The sequence below is a fragment of the Psychrobacillus sp. NPDC093200 genome (assembly GCF_050280345.1).
Lineage (GTDB): Bacteria > Bacillota > Bacilli > Bacillales_A > Planococcaceae > Psychrobacillus > Psychrobacillus faecigallinarum.
The window spans coordinates 1,122,762-1,146,549 of the sequence record NZ_JBNNVC010000001.1 but is presented as its reverse complement, the minus strand read 5'-3'; the positions used below and the strand labels follow the sequence as shown (position 1 = coordinate 1,146,549).

Below are 23,788 nucleotides of genomic sequence, written 5' to 3'. Positions count from 1 at the left end.
TTTTTCCCCAAAGAAAGTTCCTTTATTGGAATTTCTTCGCATGTTCATTAACAATTTTTACAAAAGCGTCAACTTGTGGAAGATCAAAAGAGGCGTCGTAACCTATTAACCATGTATCTCGAGTGAGTTCAAACTCTTTTTCGTTATTAGTTAAAGGTATCTTGTTCACATTTTCATGGCCTGTCAGCGTAATTGAAGGTAAAATAGCATAGCCAATCCCATTTAGCGCCATTTGTTTACATGTTTCAATTTGGTCGACAATAATTTGACGCTTAGGATTTACAGAAAAGTGCTTTTGCCACCATTGTTGAATTTCTTGGTAATAGTTCGAGTCACTCTTAAATTGGATTAATGGCTTTTCTGTAGTCAAAACATCGTCAATAGCTGTCATGTCTTTGTCAACCAAGTATAGCGTGTCTCTAAATAAGTGTATTTTGTTCCCTTTCCAATCTGTTTGCCCACGCACAATTCCTATTTGAGCTTCCCCATCATATATTGCTTTCACAATTTCGGAGCTCCAACCGGTTAACAAGGAAATTTTAGCCTCCGGATAAGTTTGTACAAAGTCCTTTAGCACTTTGGGTAGCCAGTTTTGACCTACAATAGAGGCACAAGCAATTTTTAATGTTCCATGAACCTTAGAGCTCAATGATTGAATAGCTTCGAATACTTCTTCTCTTTGCTGTAGCATATTATTGGCAAACTCAATTACTAGCTCTCCTTCTGGAGTAGCAGTGAGACCTTTTTGCGAACGTAAAAACAATTTTGTCTGCCATTCCTTCTCAATTGTTTGTAGGCGAAGAGATAACGCTGGCTGAGAAAGGAATAGTCTCTCTGCAGCTTTACGCATATTTTGTTCTTCCGCTAGTGTTTTGATAATAAGATAGTCCGAATTCATTTTTTAGCCTCTTTCTTTAGAATGTATTCTTTTAATAACAGGAGTTAACTATTAGGTGGATTCACTATAAAAAAAAGGCCCTCTGTAAAAGGCCTTTTTTTTTCTGTCTATATATAATTATACTTGAGATTCCTGGGATTGGTATAAATACTTCTTCATTTGCTTTAGAATAACTCTTCTAGTTAAAATTCCCATAAATGTTCCTTCATCATCCACGACACATACATATGGATTATTAACTAACAGATCTAAACCTTTTTGGAATTTTTCTTCAATATGAATAGAGGCAATGTCTTTTTTCATAATTTGATCAACTTTTAGATCTGGCAAACGCTCATATTCAATATGCTCTAAACCAAGTATTTCATCTGTAATCTGTTGAGTGCTAATCAATCCTTGAAGGCGATATTTAACGTCAAGCACAGGAATGGATGAATATCCAGTTTTCGTTAATACCAAAAGTGCATGTTCTGCATTGTTGCCTAATTGCACATGAGCAACCTTCTCGGCTGAAATAATGAAATCCTTAATAGGAATTTGTAAAAAATCCTTACTACTTACAAATATCATTGAATCCTACTCCTTTGTCTGTTTTCATTAATTGAAAACACAACCTATAAAACTATGATAGCATATGAAAGGAATAAAAAACTATGAAATCGCTTACAATTTATTTATATTTTTTTAGACTTAGTTGGTCAATTTAACACCAAGGTACTCCACTAATACTCCCCAGCATATCCCACTTATATTTTTATCTAACTTATATCTAAAATAAATGATTAGTTAAAATGGGAATTGATTTAACCATTGACCACCATCAAGTGTTACTATTTCTCCATTCATGTAGGATGCTTTATCGGACATAATAAATGTTGCCAGATCTCCTATTTCCTCAGGCTTACCTAAACGTTTTAAAGGCACTGCTTGAATTGTTCTTTTCGCTGCTTCTTCTGATTCCCACAGCTTTCCTGCTCCCCCAGTTCGCTCGATAGGACCTGGAGCGATTCCATTTACTCGTATGCCGTATTTACTTCCCCATTCTACTGCAAGAGTTCTAGTTAAAGACATAACACCTGCTTTTGCTGCTGCAGAGTGGGCCACACCGGCTCCTGCTCCCCATGCATATGTGGCTAGCATATTTATAATAGAGCCCTTCGTTCCTTTATTGATCCAATAGTTGCCTACAGCACTAGAACAATAAAAAGTACCATTAAGTACAATATCAATCACTGCCTTCCAGCCATTTGGAGAAAGCTTGGCTGTCTCTACAATAAAGTTACCAGCAGCATTGTTAACTAATCCATCTATACTGCCAAATGTCTTGTCAGTAAATTCTACCATTGCAGCAACATGATCGGGATCTCTTACATCCATTTGAAAAACTTCAATATGGTCCCCATGCTGCGCTATTTCTAGCTTTGCATTTTCAAGCCTTTCCTTGTCCCGACCCGTAATAACTACGTTCGCTCCCTCAGCAACGAAACTCATTGCCATGTATTTACCCATACCGTTAGATCCACCAGTAACAATAATCGTTTTCCCTTTCAACAACATACAAACACCCCTTTATAAATTGAATGAACATTCACTCAATATTTTAGCATAACAAGTATGTAAAAGCACTCTCCTTTTATTACATTGAATAAGTGTAAGAGCGGTTAGTTCACCTTTTCTATTCTTAATGATTTTCCTATAAGGCAATAAAAAATAACAAGCATCTCAAAATACTTCCCCCTTTATCTAGAAACACTAAACAAAGCCTTTACAATATTAAAGATTAATATCCATTAAAAAATCACCTCTCAGAAAATCAGAGAGGTGATTTTAATTTATAATCCAACTAAAATGTGAATATTAATGCATAACTTTACAACTACGGTTACTAACTAAGTTGTAAATGGACAAATTGTCCAATGACATTATAATTGGTAGCTCAAAATTCAATAGGTTTAAAAGTCCAAGTACAATTAAAATACGCGGTCATGCCTAAATATATAAACAAAATTTCATATTTTATTTCAGAAATGTCGTCTTTAAAAACTCCTGAGTTCGCTCTTCCTTTGGATGGCTGAAAAATTGCTCAGGGTTGCCGCGCTCGACAATTTTTCCATCGTGCATATACACAATCCAATCCGCTACTTCTCTAGCAAATTCCATTTCATGGGTAACAACAACCATCGTCATTCCTTCTTCAGCCAATTTTTTCATGGTTGTTAAAACTTCTCCCACAAGCTCGGGATCGAGTGCCGATGTTGGCTCATCAAAAAGCATAATTTCTGGTTCCATCGCAAGTGCTCTAGCAATCGCCACCCGTTGCTTTTGCCCGCCTGATAGTTTACTGGGATAGACATCTAACTTATCCTCCAAGCCTACTTTATTCAGTAATTGTTTTGCTTTCGAGATAGCCTCCTCTTTGTCAACTCCTTTTACCATAATAGGTGCTTCGATAATATTTTCCAAAACAGTTTTGTGTGGGAACAAGTTAAAATGCTGAAATACCATTCCTACCTTTTCCCTAATTTTATTGAGGTTATCGGTGCCTGGGTCGACTTCATTTCCTTTAATTATAATATTGCCGTTATCCTTCCTTTCTAAAAAGTTCAAACAGCGAAGAAGAGTACTTTTCCCCGAGCCACTCGCTCCTATTAAACAAACTACATCGCCCTCGTAAACTGTCATATCGATATTTTTTAATACATGTAAGTCTCCATATGATTTATTCAATTGATTAATTTTAATCATTTCCTTTGTGTCCAATGTCCTCGTCTCCTATCTGTCACTTACTGCTAATTTCAGTTCAAATCGGTTCACTACGAATGTCAACAGCGCCACTAGCAATAAATAGTAGACTGCTACAATGAGTAAATAGGTCATTTCGTCAAAATTATTGGATCCTAGTGTTGTCGCCACATTGAACAGTTCATTCATGGAGATAAATGCGGCTAACGAAGAATCTTTTAACCCGATGATAAATTGGTTGCCTAAAGGCGGTAGCGCCCGGCGGAATGCCTGCGGAAGAATAACCCTCCGTAATGTCAGTACTTTTGTCATCCCCAAAGAGCGTCCTGCCTCCATCTGTCCTTTATCGATTGCCTGAATCGCTCCTCGAAGGATTTCGGAAATATAAGCTCCATTATGTAACGCGAGGGCAAATGAAGCAGCCCAGAAATCAGGAAGGAGGAAAATCTCGCTTATTCCGAAGTAGAGGATAAATATTTGAACAATTAGCGGTGTTCCGCGGACCAAATAGACATATGCATCTGAAATGAATTCTAATATTTTTATTTTAGAGATTTTTAATAAGGCAAAGAAAAGACCAATAATTATTCCGAATAAGATAGAAACAGCAGTCAGCTCTAATGTTAAAATCATGGCTTGTATGAATACATCTTTTGTTTCTATAAGTGTGTGAAAAAAATGTGAAAAACTTGGCAATGTATCTTCTTCCTTTCTTTCCCTGGTATTGATTTATTCCGGTTTAATGGTAATATCCTCACCAAAATATTTGATGCTAATTCGAGTTAGGGTCCCATTTTCCCGGAGTTTCTCCAGCGCTTCGTTTACTCGCTTCAATAGTTTTGGATTATCCTGGGGCAGCACAATCGCTTGTTCACTACGATCGATTAACTGCTGCTCTTTAATCTTAAATCCTCCCTTTGCAGCATTTTTCCCAGTAACAAAATCTGTGATTACCGCATCATGACGTCCGCTGCTTAATGCTTGTAAAGCTGTAATATCACTGTCATATGTTTTTATTTTGTCTGTATACTTAGAGGCTGTATCGGCATAAGTCGAACCTTTTGCTACAGCAACTTCTTTTCCCGCTAAATCGTCGACAGTCTTAATTTGACTGTCCGGTCTGGTGAAAATTTGCGGTCCAGAATAATAGTAAGGCGTAGTGAAGGAAACATGTTCGCTCCGCTGCGAATTAATCGTGTGGCTAGCAACAGCTGCATCCGCACGGCCTGTTTTTACCCCTTCTACAATCCCTTTGAATTTAATTCGCTTTTGAACCGGCTTAAGACCCATTTCCTTAGCAATGGCTTCGCCAACCTCAATATCAAAGCCTGACATGGTGAGATCATCATTCATATAACTAAATGGCTTAAACTCACCAGAAGCAGCAAAAACAAATTGATCTTTATGTATAAGTTCAGATCCGTCGGCAAGCTTATCCTTCTCGGCACAAGCAGATAAAAAGCAAATCACGATCAAACTGAAAACCAATATTAACTTTTTGTTCAACCACATGCTAACTATCAATCCCTTTCACTCTTTTTTATTTCTACAATACCCTTAGCTAACTGAGTAGCTAACTAATGAATGTTTAATACCCCATTTACTCCCCGCATAAACAAAAGAGTGTCAGGCACCTTTAATGGTGACTGACACTCTTTGTATATCACATACCTTACACGTTTCATTTATGAAAGGGCTAGTCTCGTAGATGGGTACCTACTGCCTTTTTACTGCTACGGCTAGAAATGATCTAATTATACCTCATTTACTTATGATGTTTTCTCTAAGGAGCTCCGATTCTCTACCTGTAGTTGCTTTCATAACCATCTATTCTTCCTCTGCGTATAGTTCTGATTTGAGTTTTTCATTTAACCAAGCAGCTTGCAATAAAGCGCGACTGTCTTTAAGTATTTCCTCCGGTTGATTAGCTTCTCCAATAATATAAGATGAAAAAGGCATATTTAAAAAGTCAAATGTATATTGAAACTGCTGAATAAGAGGCAGCCCCTTTATCCTTGGGTCATCGCCACCAACAACTACAACGATTGCTCGTATTGTTTTTAAATGCTCTCTCAAATTTGGATATCTTTCATCTCGAATTGCTTGACTAAATCGGTCTATCATATTCTTCATTAAACTTGACATACTATACCAGTAAATCGGTGTTGCAAAGATTAACACGTCGCTTTTCATTATTGCTTCAACCAATCTATCATAATCATCATTAACTGCCTGAAAGCCATTTCTTGTATGACGTAAATCCTCAATCGGTCGAATGTATAAGTCTTTTATATACACTTTTTCATGTTCAATATCTTGTACTACAAAATCCGCCAAGAGTTCGCTATTTCCACCTTTTCTCGAACTACCAACAAGTATTGTAATCTTCATATTCCGTACTCCTTCCTATGCATCGCTGTGTAAAAAGTATATAATTGCCTCAAGAATCAATAAAGCTGAATATAATGATTAAATCAATCGGATATTTCGATATAGAGGTGGAAGCATTGGAAACAAAGCATTTATATACATTCTTAACTGCTGCAAAGACTTTAAATTTTACTCAAACAGCTAAAATGTTGGATTATGCACAGTCAAGTATTACAGCACAAATCAAATCAATAGAGGAAGAGCTAGGAACACCTCTATTTGAACGATTAGGGAAACGGATTTTCCTTACAGAGGCTGGTATGCAATTAAAGCATTTTGCCGAAAAGATGATCAAACTCGATAAAGAAATGCGCGATGCAATAACAGGTGAAAATGAACTTAAACCAATCTTGACAATTGGTGCACAAGAAAGTCAATGTACATACAGATTACCGGTTATACTACAGGAATTTATACAGTTGCATCCTCAAGTCAAACTAATATTTAAACCTGTCCATACGAACGAAATTGCAAAGAACTTATTACAAACTGATACTCTAGACTTGGCATTCATCACCGATACACGAAAGATTGTGTCAACCATCCATACTGAAACTTTGCTAGAAGAAGATATAATGCTAGTCGCACCCCCTACACATCATTTGCATAAAAAAGAAAAACTGACTTTAGAGGAAGTAGCAAAAGAAACGATTTTATTAACCGAAAAAGGCTGTTCTTATAGAACACAATTTGAAAGTAAGTTCCAACTAGAAGGAATATACCCTGACAACGTGATAGAATTTGTCAGTATTGAAGCTATTAAACAATGTGCGATTGCAGGATTGGGCATTGCACTTTTACCCAGAATGGTTGTGGAAAAGGAACTTAACAGTGGTTCGTTACTACAATTACCTATTTCTTTAGCATTGAATCAAATTTATACAGAGATAGCTTGGCATAAAGACAAGCATATCCCCTCTTATTTAGAGGATTTTATTCAAATCGTTCGCGGGCATTACAAGAACATTCAATGTAAAATGAAAGAAACCTGAAATACTGCCTTCAGGTTTCTTGTAAGTAAAGATACTGTACATCAATTTTTTCTTATTCAAGTTCTCCCCTCCCCCTTTAAAACTCTTATTAAATTAAACTAAACTGCTGCATAAGTTCAATAGAAAAAAAGCTTTACTCCTTCTTGGAGTGAAGCACCCATTAGTTGAACAAGATACTAAAAAATATTAATTATTATAGGCACACTAAATACATTATTTCATAACTCTCTCTAATATCTCACTAACAAATTTAGTTTTACCCTCAGTGTAAGTTGCTCTGTCTATCGCATTCTTTGCCAAATATTTCTTTAACTGTTCATACTCAGCAACTGCCTCTGTATTGTTACGAAGATAATTTCTAAATGCTAAATGTCTGGCTAGTTCTTTACTATCTTTAATGCACACATATAAATGGTGTTCAATCCAATTTGTATTTTTTTCATCCCACGGAACTAATGGATCCTTTCTTCCAAAGGCTTCTCTACCCTCAAAACTCCAATTTTCTTGATGATAGTAACCTATCTTTTTAAGACCTTCTATAACAGCAGGGAAAACACAATAATCTTCTATTACTACATCTATATCTAGAATTGGTTTGGCACTCAGCCCTTTAACTGATGTGCTTCCAACGTGTTCCACGCATATTATTAAATCACCTAAAGTTTTTTTAAGGAAACCTTCTAATAATATGAATGATTTTTCCCATTTCTCGTTGTATGTAACTATTACTATACCAGACAGATTACTCATCCGAATTCATTAAAACTAATTTAATCATTATTTTTCTCCCCCTTATAATTGTAACTTCTATAAAACAGTATTCAGTTCCTTCTTATTAATATCCCTAACCAGCCTCTCGGAGGAAAAGCATTTCCCATTGCAATGTCTTGGAAGGATGAACAATGTGCCAGCATTTTGGCAACATCCATTTTACCCCATTGTGGTTTTGAATTTCGGCTTAAATTGTCTATTCGGTTTAAAATTTCCTCTGAGTCCGATTGATTAAAAATATCCTTCATTTTTGTAACCCCTTTGCATATTTGTTACCACATATCGCTAATTGATTACTGAACTAAATGCCCATTTATTTCAACAAGAAAATAGCATTACCCCATCTTGAAGTAAAGCACCCGTTAGCCATCCATGAAGCGCAAAATCAGTGCTAAACCACAGAGAATGAGAATGATTAGTGGAGTCTATACTAATAATCTACCGGAAATAATAGACTTATTAATGTCCAATCTCACTTTTTCTAACTATTAGACAGGGGTCTTCTTAATTATTAATTTGGTTATATCTTCTTCCCCATAAAACACTCTAACTCCTCGATTACAAATTCTAAGAAATAGCTGGAAAAACAGCGGCTCCTTTACTTACTAACATTTTATAAAAAAATGATTAATTACGTTTAAAATATTCAAACCGCATCAGATTTCCATCACCAAAACTATTCAGCAGTTGATTATAATCGTACCCACTTCACCATTTGCTTCTTTTTCATCTGAGGGTTCGTTTTTAGAATAAGGTAGATTTTTTATTGTAGTTTATAATCCGAATCGTTTCTTGCACAGATGCCTGTTTCTTATTTTAACTGACAAAAAAGGCAGCTCCCCCATGAGGGATAGCTACCTTCGTTTAAGATTATTATGAAAAGGTAGGAGCAGGGAATTCATCAATTCTCATACGAAATAAACTGTATGGTTTTTCCCGCAGGTCTCTTCCATAATGAAATCTCGCCTGCCGATGTAATTGATTCACTATGACATATAAGTATTGATCGGGGCCAATCGAAAAAGTATCCGGCCATAAAATTCTCGGGTCATGTGCGATGGTTTCCATTACGCCATTCGGCAATATCTTCCGGATACTGTTGTTTTCGTAGTCTCCCGCATAAATGGTTCCTTTTGCGCCGGTGATCATTCCATCAGACGCGCCTTTTTCCCCCCAATACTGCACATATTGGGATAAATTAATGTCCTGTATCCTTCTGTCTCTTAGGGCTTCTGTTGAGATTGAGAACAGCTGTCGGCTGGTTAGCGGAGCATAAAATAAAACCTTTCCATCAGAAGAAATTGCTAAACTATCGGAAGCCAATTTAAATGGGAAAGTCGAGCCGTCCGGGTTTCGATTCATCAAAATTTCACCTTCTACTTTCGGTAAAAAATAGGGATCAGGTGAAGTTGATATTGCCCCATTTAACCGTCTAAACGCGTTCCCACTTTCTAAATCTACGACAATAATGCCCCCTGGCCCTCTGGAAGAAGAATCTGTTATATATGCATAGCCTGCTCTTCCAACCCGAAAATCCAAACGGACATCATTCAAATAAGTTGTTAGCAAGACAACATCTTCTGTAAAGGTATATACTCTCCTTATTGTATTCGTGCTTAAATCAACAGCAATTAATTTTGCTCCCCCTTGAATAGGTTCAGAAAAATTTGGTGCCCCTGTGTCTAATACCCAAAGTGTTCCTCTTCCATCAGCAACGATACTTTGGACACTGACGAAAGACATCGTAATATTTCTAGTATTAACCAAATTAGCTTCTAAACTGGGATAAGGCTGCAATTCACCCTCAACAATTTCCCCCACAGTAAATTGAACGTTGTCTCCCCATTTCGGAAAGCAAACAAAAATACGACCAGTTTCGGAAACGCTGACACCTGTAGGCATAGCCCCATAAAAAGCATGCACCAGTTCAAACTGCCCAAAATATTTTTCCATAGGTAAAATAGGTTGCATGTTATCCTCCTCATCAAATTTGAACGAATATACCTATATATGCTGAAGTTTTCTTTTAATGCCTAGTAATTGATAATTATTTCTATCGTGATTGGATGGGGACAATCCATGTTTATACAACAAATTAACAAATTCTGATTAAATAATATTTCATCACGAGCATTTTTCTATAAAGGAATAAAATTATTAGTCTTTCCAAAATCTAAAAAAGCATCTCATAAGAGATGCTCGAAAACTAACCCGGTATATTTACGGTTTTAGTACAACTTTTATACAGTCTTCCATTTTGGTGTCAAATATTTCATAACCATGCTTAGCTTGATCTAAAGGAAGTACATGAGTGACAATATCACTTGGATCAACCTTACCTTCCGCAATTAAATTATATATATGCGGCATGTAGTGAATAACTGGAGCTTGGCCAGTCCTAATATTCACATTTCGTTGAAAGATGTCACCCAATGGGAATGCATTATAACGTGCCCCATAAACTCCTGTAATTTGAATTGTTCCACCTTTGCGAACAGCTTGACTTGCAATTACTAGAGCTCCCATGGCTCCTCCTTGTAATTTTAGACCAGATGCAAGAAATTCCAGTGGAGTCATTTTTCCACTCATTCCTACGCAGTCAATGACTACATCTGCTCCACCCTTTGTTATTTCCTTTAAATATTCACCACAATTTTCATGATCTTCAAAGTTAACTATCTCTACGTTATTCGTACGTTTTGCATGTTTTAAACGATAACCAACGTAATCAACTGCAATAACTCTTTTAGCACCTTTTAGCCACGCGAATTTTTGTGCTAACAGACCAACTGGACCGCATCCTAAAATTACGACCGTATCCCCTGCTTTCACTCCCGCATTGTCTACACTCCAAAATGCTGTTGATGCAGCATCTGCAAGTAACACTAAACTTTCATCCGCTACTTCACTGTTTTCTGGAATCTTAAAAGGTGTAAAATTAGCATATGGAACTCGCATAAATTCCGCTTGACCACCTGGGAACCCGCCCGTCGTATCTGAGTAACCAAAATATGCGCCCATTTCTCCATTTTCATTCGCATTGTCGCATTGACTTTCTAATTCATTATTACAGTACCAACACTGACCACATGCTATATTAAATGGGATTATAACACGATCCCCTTTTTTAACTTTCGTTACATCCTTACCGACTTCTTCTACAATTCCCATAGGTTCATGTCCAATAACATAATCCTCTCCTAGGTTCGGTATCATCCCATGAATTAAGTGTAAGTCTGATCCGCAAATGGCAGTAGTAGTAAGTTTAACTATAATATCATCCGTTTTTTTGATGCTTGGGTCTTTCACGTTTTTTACCTGAACATTTTTAACGCCTTGAAAAGTAACAGCTTTCATTATTGAAATCTCCTTCTTTATTCATTATTTCTTCGGTGGGCTTGGAAACATTCCTTTCCGATTTGTAATGCCCGGAAAGAGATTTAAATTAGCTATATCTACTGCATTTTGAGCGGATTTAATATCCAAGAGTTTTTGAAGTTCCAAATCATATGGGTTTAACCATTGTTTTTTTATCATGAGATCTACAATTTCGGAATATAAGGCAATGGTTACATCAAGTTGCTCCTGTAATAACTTTCTAATTGTAGGTGTTGCCGTTTCTGTCAATGCAATTGAAAGGTTTCTAATCCCAGTTTTTGTTGATAACAGAAATTCAAGGGCTATCCCTGAATCAGTAAGTTCCGGCATGCCAACAGAATTTATAGGGTCTAAATAGTCATTCATACGAACCGACCTCCGATTATTTTAATTCAGAATTTGAATATAATTTAATCATTGCAGTTAAAGCAGGTATAGATTGTTTTACGTCCTTCTCCAGTAGTGCTTTTAGATCTTGGTCAAAAACGATACCTTGCATCATTTTAGATTTGAGTAAACATACTGTCTTAAAGTTAATTACTTCATGAAATTCCAAAGTTTCATGAAGTGCTAATTTTTTTTCAAACATTCCTCCACCTCCGAATTTTATCATCCATTGAAGATTGCCCTAAAAATGAGATTTATATTCGGAAAAATTAAGATCCTTAAACGGTGTGTATGATTAAAATAGATTTATAATCTTCAAGAGAAACCTTCCATTTACTTTTATTCGTGACTAATCTTTTTCCAATGTGTTTAAAAAGGTTCTTTCATGAACAAAATGGGATGAAAAAGAAAGGTATTTGAGCTATGTTTTCATTTTTAAAACGAAAGAATCCAAAAAATGATAGAAAGATCCAAAGGATAAACAATCAAAATCAATCCAACAATAGATCACCAAACCTCATTGAAAGCTCTTTGTCCCAGAATCTTGAAGGCATTAAACAAAAAACAGGAAACAGTTCTGATATCGTAATCCGCCCTTTAAAAATTGGTCATAATTCTCAAATAAAAATAGCCATTATATATAAAAGGAATGGTTGACAATCAATCGGTTAAGGATTTTATAATCGAATCAATTATGAATAACCAAAATTTAAGTGAAAAACTCATACCATAAGACGTGTTAGAAGTTCTCACCGAAGATGTAATTGCTGTAAGCGAAATTAAAGTAGTTAGCGACTGGAAAAAACTACTAATCGCATTAATGGCGAGTGAAACTATTAAGCTCATCGATGGAATAAGCAAAGGGCTTTGTGCAAGCACACAAGGTCGACAGGGACGGTCTGTTAAGGAAACTACTACAGATGTTTGATCATTCAAATTCGTTTCTAAAGAAGTCCCTTGCAAGTGTTGTGAATCTGATTTCACCTTCATATTCTCTTCTCTTTACCGATAAAAAATAAGATTAAGAAGTAAATTATGTTGGGTCATTAGGGGGTTACAATGAAAGAGCGAAATATAAAAGGATTAAGCCAGACAGAGTTGACTTTGATTGAATACTCATATGGTTTGGATTCTTCAATAGATGGAATTGGCATTACAGATGAAGATGGTAAATTTGTATTTGCAAATGAAGCTCATGCCACCATGTATGGATTTACTAAAGAACATCTGTTGAATAACACCTGGCATATTTGCTACGATGAAGAAGCATTGCAAGGAATTTTAAATTCTTCTGTTATTCCCATCTTAAATGAAAGAGGGCTTTGGAGAGGCGAAACAGTTGGAACCAGAGTAGACGGAACGAAATTTCCGCAAGAGCTTACGCTTTCCAAAGTCGAAGAAACAAACAAAATTGTTTGCGTTGTAAGGGATTTAACCGACATTAAAATCAAGGAACAACATATCGATTTCCTAGCAAATCATAATGAATTAACCAATCTTCCTAACAGAAGAAGTCTTGAAAGAAAACTTGCCGACATAAAGCATTCCAATACAGTTTCAGTTCTATTTATGGACATCGACAGGTTGAAGCTGATAAATGATAAGTTTGGACATAGAGTGGGTGATGCGTTGCTAGAAGGAATAGCTGAAACATTAAAATCAATCCAAAATGAATCCATCTCTGTGTTCCATTTAAGCGGCGATGAATTTATCGTATTAATCACCAATAAAAGCCAAGATGTTTCTCTTATGATTGCTGAACAGATTATTGAACAAATCAAGGTTCCTTATTTCATTGAAGGAAATGAAATATATGTTACTACTAGTATAGGCGTAAGCTACTTTCCTTCTGATAGTACCGAATTAACTGAACTGGTAAATCTTGCGGACATGGCTATGTACTCTGCAAAACAAGCTGGCAAAAATAATTTCAAGATCTTTAATAAACGCCTAAAGGAAAAGCAAGACCAAAAAATTAAAGTTGAAACAGAACTGCGGAAAGCAATTGAAAATAATGAGTTTCTTCTTCATTATCAGCCTAAGATAGATTTGGCCACTTTAGAACTCAATGGACTGGAAGCGCTAATTCGTTGGAGAAACCCCGTGCTTGGTAATGTACCTCCTATGGATTTTATTCCAATTGCTGAAGAAACAGGCTTAATAGATGAAATCGGGAAATGGGTTATCAAAGAGGCTTTAAATCAGATCTCTAGATGGGAGGCAAAAGGATATTCTCTTGTTAAAGTGTCAGTGAACGTTTCTCCTCATCAGTTTCGCTATACCAAATTAACTGAGTATATAGAAATGTGCATGATGTCCACAAAGGTGGAACCTAAATATTTTGAGGTTGAAGTGACAGAAAGCGTTTTTGAAGATTTTGAAATAGTACTTCCTATCCTTTCACAATTAAAAAAAATGGGTATTGGCATTTCTATAGACGACTTTGGGACGGGTTACTCTTCTCTAAGTCTATTAACGAAACTACCCGTAGATACGTTGAAAATTGATCAGTCTTTTATTCGTGGCGGAATGCACGACTCCAAGGACTTGGCTCTTGTTAAATCAATAATTGATATAGGAATAAATTTAAACCTAAATGTAGTTGCTGAAGGAATTGAAACAGACAAGCATGTAAATCTCCTTAGGAAGTTTGGATGTCCCAGTGGCCAAGGGTATCTGTTCAACCCACCTTTAACTGCGGATGAAATTGAAGAAACCTACCTAATTCCTTTAGTCCAATAAGAAAAACTTTTATGGCCAACAAAAAAATATCTCAAAACAGCCACCTACCAAATTAACGGTTGGTGGTTTCTATTTCATCTGACATACAACAATATTCTGTCAGCTCATCAAAGTTTTCATTTGATATATGTAGTAGTTGGCTTAATTTATCCATTGCTTTTTCTCGAGGCATTTTCTTTATCATGGCCTCTATCAATCGTTTTACTTCTTCTTTTTGTTTATTATCTCATGTTTAACAACTCGACTCTATTTTCATACAAAAATCTCCACATTCATCCAAATGTATTAAATGCGATTTAGTTTCAAATTGTTCTTTTTAGATCAATCCAGGTTATTCTTCCTCTTAGAAAAATGAACTTTCATTTTTTTCCTGTCTTGACTTCGATATCTACATTTCGTTAAATGGCAATTTGAATATGTTCTTGTATTTATATCAAGGTCCCAATCATCCAACGTGGATTTAGGTATTTTCTTTTGATTATCAACATATTTAAAAATAAGGTTCAAATGTTCCAGCATCATCATCCATACTTGCTAAAATACTTTTCTCGGTTGCCATAATTTCATTATCCAACGCTTGGATTTGAGCCATAATTTGGTCAATTTTGGACTCATTTGTATCAATCTTCGTTTCAGTTTCTTTAATATTTGTTTGAATAGAACATTTCTTTACTTGAATGTTTTGCTGTTCTTTTTAAGGTCATTCAATGAATAGAGCACTTGGTGTGTTAAATAAAAGCGCTCTAGATACTTCCACTGCAAATATGCGCAGCACCCATTTCGACTCAAATGAAGTTGCCAAAATACATAGGCATACAAAAAAAGGATTTTGAAAACAATCCTCAATTTTGGAAGAATCTCGTTTGTCCTTAAGATATGAACCTAGTTGAAAGTCATATAGAAAAGCTATTATTAGGTATGGCATCTGATGCTGAGTACAGAATTAACCGATTAGATGGGTTCAAGATAGCATCAATATTGTAAAAAAACAAACAAGGAAAAGTTGAATTAACTCTTGGTATATTACTGCAATTCATTTTGATTGGAATGTTTTTTAGTGTCCGTTTGAATCCGTCAAAGGCTGAATATTAAATTGATAATCAATCTTAATTTCCATCTTCTCGAAAAGTTTAATCCATTTTTTTTCATCCATTGGTTTTGAGAATGGTTTTAATGTATGAATGCCTAGCTGTAGTGGATCCACATTCAATTCTTGCATCTTTTTTACTAGTTCTTGTGTTTGTCTTTCAAGATTGGATTGAATATCTTTTTTCAAATCTTCTAAATCCTTTGGGTCAAATAATTGCTTTTCTCCCCGGTATTCTTCAATTCTTGAGTCTACATTAACTGTATAGGTCATTTTAGACAAGCTTTTATTGATATCCACTTTCGTTTTAGACCTAACATGACCTAGAACAACTTCTATTTCTGGGATCGGTAAAACCGCTAAGTAGTGATCGTTGTTTAACAGCTGGAAGATACGATCATCAAAAGTTGTTATTATTTCAGCTAGTTTATCATTTTGAAACAGGGCTGTACCTTCATAGCTGATAGCGTCATTTTCTATTTTGAATACAGGTAAGAAAGGATCTGAATAAGGAGTATATAACAAATTTTTAAATTCATGTAGATTAATGACACTTAATTCTCCCTGATTTTTTTCCTCATAGTGCTTCAGCATTCGGTAAAAAGAGTAATCAAGATTTTCTTGTTGGTCCAATTGATTTTCCAAGTATTCTTCAAAATTTCCTTTTACGATAACTAAATAGATTCTCAAAGAAATATCCGGATCATTCAATAACACATTAATAACGGACATAATCCCCTCTTTTCCGAGGTCTTCATTAATTATCAGCATTCGCATTTGCCCGGATTTCATTTCCTGGTAGAAGTTAAAATTAAAATCCATTAATCCCTCCTTTATTAAGCTTACTTCTTGCGTCTTTACACTCTTTTTTTCTTTGCTTAGAGGGGGCAATATCGTACTGATTTTTATTTTCCCTTCATCCCCTTTACTAAGTGATAAAAATGTGACTGGAGCAAGCTCTTCAATAATGTTATTTTCAGTAAAAGGAGCACATCCAGTTAACCATAATGCAAAAAATATAATTGAAAATTTTTTAGCCATTTTCTTTCGTAGTCTCATGTTTATTAACCCCCTTTATCTTCATCGCTACGATAATAATTGGAACCACTAAATAACTTAAGCTCCCTGCTAAAATTTGAAGATTAAGTAAAATAACCTGCTTTTCATCTGACTTCCAAATCCATTCATTCACAAGAATCATTCCAATTAAAATAATGAATACACTGAATAAAAAACCTACTCGACTGGGTGGTTTATCCACTTTTCCATTAGCTATTTTAGATGCTCCATAAAACAACAGAAGAAAAATTGAGCTCGCAAAGACGATGTTAAATAATTCCAAAGAAAGCATGACCATATCAATGCGTTCAATTACTGGATTTTGAAAATAACGGGCCATAGTGACAATTGGAAATGGACTTTTGCTTAAATAATTGGAACCGAAATAGAATAAGGAAGCCATATATAAGGATACATACTCTATAACGGTTAGAGCATTCCCATATGACAAATAACGAAATGTCTTATTATTTGTTTTAAACCATGGTCCCAATAATACCAGAAATTCAGGCCCGGAAAATGAAGATAAAATCAATAATATTCCTTTCCAGGAATCCCCACTTAATTCCATTGGAATAATTGGATACAAATCACTGAGTTGAGCTATTGGAGGAAAGAAGAAAAAAGCAAAGAAAAAGAACATCCAAAATGTGCACAAAAATGAAATTACGACAAAACGGATAGTTTTTTCAATGCCCTTCCATGCTACATACAAACAAGACAACAGGATAAAAAAGATAAGCCAATTTGAATCTGTAGCTGGAAACATAAATATTTGTACCATTTCCGTGAATCCTAACATAATCACGAAAAGTTTAAGCAGGATAAAGAACAAACCGAAGAATGAGAGGAGACGAACAAGTTTTTTTCCGAATAATTGGACAAATCCGTTGTAACCGGCACTAGAAAATCGGGTTAAAAACCATTTGGATAAAAGAAGAATGTTTAGTTGAGACAATATGCCGACCACTATAATCACCCAAATCATATATGAATGGATTAAAAACCTTGGCATAATCAAAAAAAAGTAAAGCATTTGGAGGCGATTTACCATCAACATGATATAGAACCCATTATAGGTTTCATTCTTATTAAATAATTGAAGGGCTTCCATCAGTTCATCTCCTAGTTTGATATCTCTTCATTTTCAGCGGTTTAAGATGTTCTGGACGCTTCTTCATTTTGACTAAAGGCCCTCGAATGAATAAGTCAAGCCAATCTTTTCCGTAGAAAGGAGCAACAGGAGATAAATATGGCTGCTTGAGTGAAGACAAACCATTAAGGTGGGCTAAAATGATAATCATTGCCAGAACAATCCCTACTATCCCAAGAAACGAAGAAAAAATAAGAAGAATGAATTGAATCAATGAATTCGCCTTTGTCACAAGGTAATTAGGAACAAGAAAGGATCCGATAGTTGAAATACCTACCATGACAATCAACACCTTACTTGCCAAACCAGCCTCAACTGCTGCTTGACCAATTACTATGCCCCCAATAACCCCAAGTGTTTGACCAGTCTTTGTTGGCATCCTTAAGCTTGCTTCTTTTATAATTTCAATAAAAATCAACATGATAAATGCTTCCCAAAAAGGAGTGAAAGGAAGCTTGCTCCTTGACTCCACCAAGACGAAAAGTGTTTGTAAAGGAATCATTTGATAGTGATGAGTTGTTAATGCCACGTAGAATGGGATTAATGTGATAGACAGAATAAAACTTACATATCGGATTATGCGTAAAAAACTGGCAACTACCCATCGATTAATATAATCCTCTGGTGATTGGAACAAATGAAAAATAGTAATTGGAGCAACGAGAGCAAAAGGTGTATTATCTACCAGAATCGTAATTTTTCCTAATCCCAGTGAATAAGCAACAACATCAGGTCGGTCAGTTTGCTGAAACTGAGGGAAAATACTGTCTTGATGTTCCTCAATGAATGCCGCTACTTGAGAAGAATCAAAGAAGAGATCATAACTAATTTCCGAAATCTTCTTTTTGGCAATTGAAACAAATTCTGGATTGGTCAGCCCTTCTATGTACAATAAGACCACATTTGTCTCACTTAAAGAACCAACGGTGAACTTCTCTGTTTTCAGATCATGTGTTGGAAGACGTCTACGAATGAGCGTAATATTTTGTTCTAGCTGTTCACTGAAGCTGTCTTTTGCTCCTAAAAGGATGGTTTCAGTATCAGATGGTTCAATTGCACGTCCAAGTGGATTTTTTAAAGGGATAGCGAACCAAAGGTTTGACGAATAGTCAAATAACAAGACTGATCCTTTAAACAGTTGCTTTTTTGCCTCTTTAAACGTGGAAATGGAGTTTATTTTTGAGTGAACATTGTATTCCTGAATGGATTGTTTGGAAAAGTTTGATAAAGGTTTTACAATGCTTTCATTTAATCTTTCTTGGTCAATCAGGGTTCTTACGTAGATAAGATTAACATTTTGATTTTCAGAAATGTTGATTTCCAAAAATTCCGCATCATCCATTTGAACGAGGGCTTTTTTTAGAGCTTCTATTGATAATTCTGATTCTGCGTTTGATTGAGAAACAGGCTTATTTTCATTTGATTGTTTTTTCCAAAACATGTACATCCCTCACCTCTATATGTTTTTGGAAGAACGGTAAAATTCCATATTAATCCCATTGTTAGCTTTTTAAGTTTAAAATATACGAAACTAAATTTATAAGATGCAGAGGCACATCCTTAACCACCCAAGAAATCAACGGCGATCCATAAAATAAATGGAAGGACAAAATTTAAATTTGCTCACTATATTCGTGTCATTCCTGTTTTCTCTTTAAATTTCACCTCATATTTTGCATTCCATTCCTCTATTGTCATTACGTATATTTTTATCCAGCTTTTTTTCTTTCTCAGACTGTCTCCTAATAACTTGAAGGAGTCCCTTGCATTGAGGAAATTTATCAATTTTTTTCTCAAATCTTGCTTGAATATCTAATCTTTGATAAATCTTAGTCTTTGTTACCCTAACTAGAGGAATCTTTATCGTTTCCCTAATGATCAATTTTTCTTGACACTCTATTAGCTGGTTTAGTTTAAGTACAATATTTCACAAACTTTCTTTTGGTAAAAGAAAAAGAGGGAATTCACCCCATAATCCATTCATATAAAAAATATCCGCCTGTACCTATTAAAAAGTATTTAAGGAAAATCAAAAGTTTACTTGGCTTATCGTAATTTGCAAGTAACATAACTAATCCAAATAGAACCCCAAATCCAAGTGATTTAAATAAAAGTATCATTTTAACCATCCTTATACAAAAGTTAATGTGAATATAAATTTCAGATAACAGTATTTTTTAAAAAGTAATCTGCCCCTTTAGTTGCATATCTGGGATCAACTTAATGTTTTGACATAAAAATAGACCATCTAAAAGATGGCCATATTTTGCTAAAGCACCCGTTACTTTAAGTACATCTTTTCACAATCTTTTAGGTATTTAAAATGAAGAACCCAGGAAGTAGGGTTCTTATAATACGTCTCTATTTTAAGTCTTTTATTTTTACCAATTCTTATTCTATTCCACTCATTATATTAAACATCCCATCGAATTCTCGCACCGCATGAACGAAGGATTTCAAACGCTACTTTTTTGCTGTTCCTGTGAGGTTCCTAACGAAACAGCAAACATTGCACCCCCCAGTGAAAAGCTAGTAGATTCTTATTACACATTACTTAAGAATTTTATTTCAATGTAACTTTTAGGATACCCCTTTATTTTGGTGAATTAAAAGATAAAATTATTTATAGAAATGAATCCTGACAGAACAGAGCATTTAAAGACAGGTATTTAATGTGAAATAATTTTACTATTTAATTAAGGAGGAAATAGCATGTCAGCTTGGTTAGAATCGTTACAAAAAGCAATTAACTATATCGAAGAAAATTTATTAGAAGAAATTTCGATAGAGGACATTGCAAATCAAGTAAACTCTTCTGCATTCAATTTTCAACGAACATTTGGATTATTAACAGAGATCTCAGTAGGTGAATATATTCGGCGGAGAAGATTGACTTTGGCGGCAGATGAGTTAAAAAGAACAGACTGTAAGATTATCGACCTTGCATTTAAGTACGGCTATGATTCTCCCGAGGCTTTTTCAAAAGCCTTTAGGCGTCAGCATGAGGTTTCACCAAGTGACGCTAGGAAAAATATTGGCAAGATCAAATCATATAGCCGCCTCGTAATAGAGGTGAGATTGAAAGGGGCAGAACCAATGAAATATCAAATCGTAGAACGTGAAGGCTTCCAAGCAATAGGTGTAAAGAAAGAATTTTTACTTGAGAATGAGGGCAATTTAATCGGAATTCCTAAAATGTGGGATGAATTAAATGGTGATGGCACTACTAACAAGCTAGCACAAATTAATAATGGACAAATTAAAGGAGTTCTTGGTATTTGTGTAGCAAAACCTAATGAGAAAATTGACTATTGGGTTGCTACAGAATATGCAGGTGACGTTAAAGAAGGATTTGAAGTAATCGAACTTCCAGGTTCTAAATGGGGTGTTTTTGAAGTACATGGTCCAATGCCTGATGCAATGACAAAAGTTTGGAAACAAATTTTTTCTGAATGGTTCCCTGCTAACGGATATCAACATGCAGGTACTCCAGAGTTCGAAATGTATACAGAAGATGATCCATTCAGTCCAGATTGCTATTCAGAAATTTGGGTTCCATTAAAATAATTTGAAATAGATGTCCCATTAGTCGACGCCAAAACGACTAGTGGGATTTTTGAATGGAGGCTAGATATCCTTTCCGAGACTTAACGGAGTGTTATCAGAGACCAAACCATGCAAGGAGGCTTTATCTTTGAGTAAACTAATATTTATATAAGCACGGTGTATCTGCTGGTTTTGAATAAAGATTGATTAAAACACAGCTACAAATGTTGATTCTAATAGTAAATTATAGCCCCTATTTTGAACAAAGATTGATTATTTCGGTAAGCGAATATTTAACGAAGCACCCGTTAGCCATCCATGTAGCGCAAATTCGGCGCTACACTACAGAGGATGAAAATGTTTGTAGAACGGGTATAGGATACTACGGCTGGGAAAGGAAGGTCGATCAACTATGGTGCCATAGAGCCCATCCGTTAGTCTGACTCCAATGACCACGGTGCATCACAGACTGTCGCTCCCTTACGGGAAGCACTCATGGGAGATTAATCCTACTCTGGTTATTGCACCAGCCTTCAATACTATTTGCCGTAGAAAGGATGATTACAATGGAAGTAATCATTGATCGTGCATGTAGAATGGATGTCCATAAAGACTCCATTACTGCTTGTATTATTACGCCTTTCTTATTGAACTAAAGGGGAAGGTTAGTTTAATAAGAAGTATTGAAGCTAGGATTAATACCTAAAGTAAATTGGAGGACAGATAATGGAGAGGCTTTACTCCTTCTTGAAGTAAAGCACCTCGTAAGTTGAATAAAGAATTGTTAACTTTGATGAAAACTTGTTTCATCGGGAATTAAACTTTTGATTAATGCAACATCACTTTTTAATGCATTAGGTACAAAGAATTCCGTCCCCCAGTGCCCCGAATGAAACGCAGACACCATATCCTTGTCTAAATTAACAGTGAACCACTTGAACTCTCCTATTTTATTTAAATAGTTATTCAATAAATAATCTGAAAGGGGAGCCTGTTTTTGACACCTAAATATAGTGAGATTTTTTCCCTTAACGATCTCTTGTTCATTTTTACAGAGAGATTTAATCTCTGAAATAGTTTCAATCTCTTCGTTCCAACAATGAATTTCAATTGTATTTGAACATGTTAAAAAGTGTTCGAATAATACTGTCCAATAATCGTAATTTCCGTTTAATGGCTTTGGAAAAGTTGATTCATCATCCGTGTAGGTTGGTATATTGAAAGCTAAATTATATTGCATACTATTCCTACCTCACATGCCGTTTTGTAACTAACCACTAATGATAATTCAATAAGAAAAAAGAATTGCCTAAGCAACACACATTTTTAACTAAAGCATTCGTTAGTTTAATAAGAATCCTCAAAATTGGCATTATATATGTTTATGAAAATGATCTTTCATAATTTTTCCAAATTTGCAAGTCCTGATTAAACAACCTGCACCTTTAGTTGAATAACATTAATGGCCGTTTACTGATAGCCCTGTTCCTATAAAGCACACCGTTAGTTGAACAATAACCCTAATTTTTGGGAATCAATTTCAACAATTTTTCGCCACGCTGTTTATAAGCCTCAATGTGTTCTCTTAATATTTCTTCATTATTAGTTTCTAAGATTTTAGTTGTATTTCTTACGAAGTTCCAATTTATGCAGCCAGATAACCATATTAGTGAAGATAGACGGCCAATATCATTTTTACAAAGAAAATCATTTATTTTGTAACCATTTATAAAGGCATTTGCAACAATTGGAGACATCTCAGTTGAAGCTATTCCATTTGTTCGGGAATACCATTTGATTAGCCAAGCTAACCCCTCAATCCTATCGCTGTAGCCTATAGACTCAAAGTCAACAATTCCTTTTATTTTTTTACTTTTATCCCAGATAATATTAAGTGGATTTAAATCTGATTGTATTATAAAGTCATAATGCTTCGTTCTTGCATTTTCTATATGATATTCGGTTGTTTCAAGATATTCATCGAACATTTTTAAATTGTTTAATGAAATGTAAGTTGATTTTAATTTATTTCGAAGATTATCAACAAATTGGGAATAACCAACAAGTTGAGATTTCTTCGGGAAAACAGAACTTTTACTTTTATATAAACTGGAAATATCGTGAATTTTTCTTGCCATTTTACCAAATTCCTCTGCAATGTACTCATCACAATGAGTTAAATGTTGGCCTTCAATCCATTCAAAAAGTATAAAACGATAAATTCCATTTTCCCATTCAATAGTAGTAAAAGGTATATCTTCTAAAGCGGGTAGTAACTGCATAAACGGAATTTGATTATTTACAAGGAATCGACAAAAGCTTGTTTGTTCAATTAAAGCATTATTTGAGATTTCACCAAATGCATTGTTTGGGGAACGATTATTACTAATGAATCTTGCTGAAAAAGATTTTCCATCAGCAATTATTTTGTAATGGAGGTCACTATTCCAACTTCCTTTGTGTAACTCTTTTTCAATGAATAATGATTCGTTTCCTAATGAGTAAGGTTCAAGTGCTTTTTTTAATAATTGGTACAATTTTTATTTCCCCTTAGAGTTACTTCTTTTAACTATAGAAATAAGGCTGTTTTACTTGTTCAATTA

The 23,788-nt window shown here is 35.1% G+C and carries 23 protein-coding genes and 1 pseudogene; 3 read left to right on the top strand and 21 right to left on the bottom strand.

Going from position 1 to position 23,788, the window contains the following annotated elements:
* Nucleotides 1–22 precede the first annotated feature (22 nt).
* From ACQKNZ_RS05555 to ACQKNZ_RS05525, 7 genes are all read right to left on the bottom strand, one after another.
* Nucleotides 23–898: a LysR family transcriptional regulator gene (locus ACQKNZ_RS05555; protein ID WP_427658519.1), complete on the bottom strand. Its 876-nt coding sequence runs from the start codon at nt 896–898 to the stop codon at nt 23–25.
* A 117-nt stretch (nt 899–1,015) separates the two neighbouring features.
* On the bottom strand, nt 1,016–1,468 hold the full coding sequence (cbpB, locus tag ACQKNZ_RS05550) for a cyclic-di-AMP-binding protein CbpB (protein ID WP_144537856.1): 453 nt from the start codon (nt 1,466–1,468) through the stop codon (nt 1,016–1,018).
* Between the two features lie 216 nt (nt 1,469–1,684).
* Nucleotides 1,685–2,455 carry a 2,4-dienoyl-CoA reductase gene (gene fadH, locus ACQKNZ_RS05545; RefSeq protein WP_154311220.1) on the bottom strand — a complete coding sequence of 257 codons (771 nt, stop codon included), beginning with the start codon at nt 2,453–2,455 and terminating at the stop codon, nt 1,685–1,687.
* 459 nt (nt 2,456–2,914) lie between these two features.
* Nucleotides 2,915–3,643 (bottom strand): amino acid ABC transporter ATP-binding protein, encoded by a 729-nt coding sequence (locus tag ACQKNZ_RS05540; RefSeq protein ID WP_186318120.1) that lies wholly within the window; start codon nt 3,641–3,643, stop codon nt 2,915–2,917.
* 27 nt (nt 3,644–3,670) lie between these two features.
* Nucleotides 3,671–4,336, bottom strand: coding sequence for an amino acid ABC transporter permease (locus ACQKNZ_RS05535; protein ID WP_144537847.1), 666 nt, complete (start codon nt 4,334–4,336; stop codon nt 3,671–3,673).
* 33 nt (nt 4,337–4,369) lie between these two features.
* Nucleotides 4,370–5,152, bottom strand: a complete 783-nt coding sequence (locus ACQKNZ_RS05530) for a transporter substrate-binding domain-containing protein (RefSeq protein WP_144538243.1) — start codon at nt 5,150–5,152, stop codon at nt 4,370–4,372.
* 315 nt (nt 5,153–5,467) lie between these two features.
* A complete protein-coding gene (locus tag ACQKNZ_RS05525) occupies nt 5,468–6,031 on the bottom strand; it encodes a flavodoxin family protein (protein WP_340862830.1) in 564 nt (187 codons plus the stop codon).
* 116 nt (nt 6,032–6,147) lie between these two features.
* Here ACQKNZ_RS05525 and ACQKNZ_RS05520 point away from each other — a divergent pair, with 116 nt between their 5' ends.
* Complete coding sequence (locus tag ACQKNZ_RS05520) at nt 6,148–7,062, top strand: LysR family transcriptional regulator (protein WP_427658920.1); 915 nt, start codon at nt 6,148–6,150, stop codon at nt 7,060–7,062.
* A gap of 213 nt (nt 7,063–7,275) precedes the next feature.
* Here the strand turns inward: ACQKNZ_RS05520 and ACQKNZ_RS05515 are convergent, their stop codons facing one another.
* From ACQKNZ_RS05515 to ACQKNZ_RS05485, 7 genes and pseudogenes are all read right to left on the bottom strand, one after another.
* Nucleotides 7,276–7,812: a GrpB family protein gene (locus tag ACQKNZ_RS05515; protein WP_427658516.1), complete on the bottom strand. Its 537-nt coding sequence runs from the start codon at nt 7,810–7,812 to the stop codon at nt 7,276–7,278.
* Between the two features lie 83 nt (nt 7,813–7,895).
* Nucleotides 7,896–8,081 (bottom strand): annotated as a pseudogene (locus ACQKNZ_RS05510) (DUF1569 domain-containing protein); the annotation flags it as partial.
* A 625-nt stretch (nt 8,082–8,706) separates the two neighbouring features.
* Nucleotides 8,707–9,804 carry an L-dopachrome tautomerase-related protein gene (locus tag ACQKNZ_RS05505; RefSeq protein ID WP_427658514.1) on the bottom strand — a complete coding sequence of 366 codons (1,098 nt, stop codon included), beginning with the start codon at nt 9,802–9,804 and terminating at the stop codon, nt 8,707–8,709.
* 249 nt (nt 9,805–10,053) lie between these two features.
* Nucleotides 10,054–11,190 carry a zinc-dependent alcohol dehydrogenase gene (locus tag ACQKNZ_RS05500; RefSeq protein WP_427658512.1) on the bottom strand — a complete coding sequence of 379 codons (1,137 nt, stop codon included), beginning with the start codon at nt 11,188–11,190 and terminating at the stop codon, nt 10,054–10,056.
* A 24-nt stretch (nt 11,191–11,214) separates the two neighbouring features.
* Nucleotides 11,215–11,577, bottom strand: a complete 363-nt coding sequence (locus ACQKNZ_RS05495; protein WP_427658510.1) for a spore coat protein — start codon at nt 11,575–11,577, stop codon at nt 11,215–11,217.
* A 16-nt stretch (nt 11,578–11,593) separates the two neighbouring features.
* Entirely contained in the window at nt 11,594–11,800 is a 207-nt protein-coding gene (locus ACQKNZ_RS05490; protein ID WP_144538241.1) for a spore coat protein, read from the bottom strand.
* A gap of 458 nt (nt 11,801–12,258) precedes the next feature.
* Nucleotides 12,259–12,588, bottom strand: coding sequence for a hypothetical protein (locus ACQKNZ_RS05485; RefSeq protein WP_427658508.1), 330 nt, complete (start codon nt 12,586–12,588; stop codon nt 12,259–12,261).
* A gap of 69 nt (nt 12,589–12,657) precedes the next feature.
* Between ACQKNZ_RS05485 and ACQKNZ_RS05480 the strand changes: the two genes are divergently transcribed.
* The gene (locus ACQKNZ_RS05480) at nt 12,658–14,340 is read left to right on the top strand and encodes a sensor domain-containing protein (protein WP_427658506.1); all 1,683 of its coding nucleotides are present in this window, start codon (nt 12,658–12,660) and stop codon (nt 14,338–14,340) included.
* A 52-nt stretch (nt 14,341–14,392) separates the two neighbouring features.
* On the opposite strand, the gene ACQKNZ_RS05475 is transcribed toward ACQKNZ_RS05480, so the two are convergent.
* From ACQKNZ_RS05475 to ACQKNZ_RS05455, 5 genes are all read right to left on the bottom strand, one after another.
* Nucleotides 14,393–14,536: a hypothetical protein gene (locus ACQKNZ_RS05475; protein WP_191696442.1), complete on the bottom strand. Its 144-nt coding sequence runs from the start codon at nt 14,534–14,536 to the stop codon at nt 14,393–14,395.
* A gap of 858 nt (nt 14,537–15,394) precedes the next feature.
* Nucleotides 15,395–16,486 carry a Ger(x)C family spore germination protein gene (locus ACQKNZ_RS05470; RefSeq protein WP_427658503.1) on the bottom strand — a complete coding sequence of 364 codons (1,092 nt, stop codon included), beginning with the start codon at nt 16,484–16,486 and terminating at the stop codon, nt 15,395–15,397.
* Nucleotides 16,461–17,600, bottom strand: coding sequence for a GerAB/ArcD/ProY family transporter (locus ACQKNZ_RS05465; protein WP_427658501.1), 1,140 nt, complete (start codon nt 17,598–17,600; stop codon nt 16,461–16,463). Before ACQKNZ_RS05465 ends, ACQKNZ_RS05470 begins: the two co-directional genes overlap by 26 nt.
* A 4-nt stretch (nt 17,601–17,604) precedes the next feature.
* On the bottom strand, nt 17,605–19,080 hold the full coding sequence (locus ACQKNZ_RS05460) for a spore germination protein (protein WP_427658499.1): 1,476 nt from the start codon (nt 19,078–19,080) through the stop codon (nt 17,605–17,607).
* 523 nt (nt 19,081–19,603) lie between these two features.
* Nucleotides 19,604–19,759: a hypothetical protein gene (locus ACQKNZ_RS05455; RefSeq protein WP_191696445.1), complete on the bottom strand. Its 156-nt coding sequence runs from the start codon at nt 19,757–19,759 to the stop codon at nt 19,604–19,606.
* A 592-nt stretch (nt 19,760–20,351) separates the two neighbouring features.
* Here ACQKNZ_RS05455 and ACQKNZ_RS05450 point away from each other — a divergent pair.
* The gene (locus ACQKNZ_RS05450) at nt 20,352–21,206 is read left to right on the top strand and encodes an effector binding domain-containing protein (protein ID WP_427658497.1); all 855 of its coding nucleotides are present in this window, start codon (nt 20,352–20,354) and stop codon (nt 21,204–21,206) included.
* 763 nt (nt 21,207–21,969) lie between these two features.
* Here the strand turns inward: ACQKNZ_RS05450 and ACQKNZ_RS05445 are convergent.
* Together ACQKNZ_RS05445 and ACQKNZ_RS05440 are read right to left on the bottom strand one after the other, a co-directional pair.
* The gene (locus tag ACQKNZ_RS05445) at nt 21,970–22,425 is read right to left on the bottom strand and encodes a hypothetical protein (protein ID WP_427658495.1); all 456 of its coding nucleotides are present in this window, start codon (nt 22,423–22,425) and stop codon (nt 21,970–21,972) included.
* 280 nt (nt 22,426–22,705) lie between these two features.
* Nucleotides 22,706–23,722, bottom strand: a complete 1,017-nt coding sequence (locus ACQKNZ_RS05440) for an aminoglycoside phosphotransferase family protein (RefSeq protein WP_340862822.1) — start codon at nt 23,720–23,722, stop codon at nt 22,706–22,708.
* Nucleotides 23,723–23,788 lie beyond the last annotated feature (66 nt).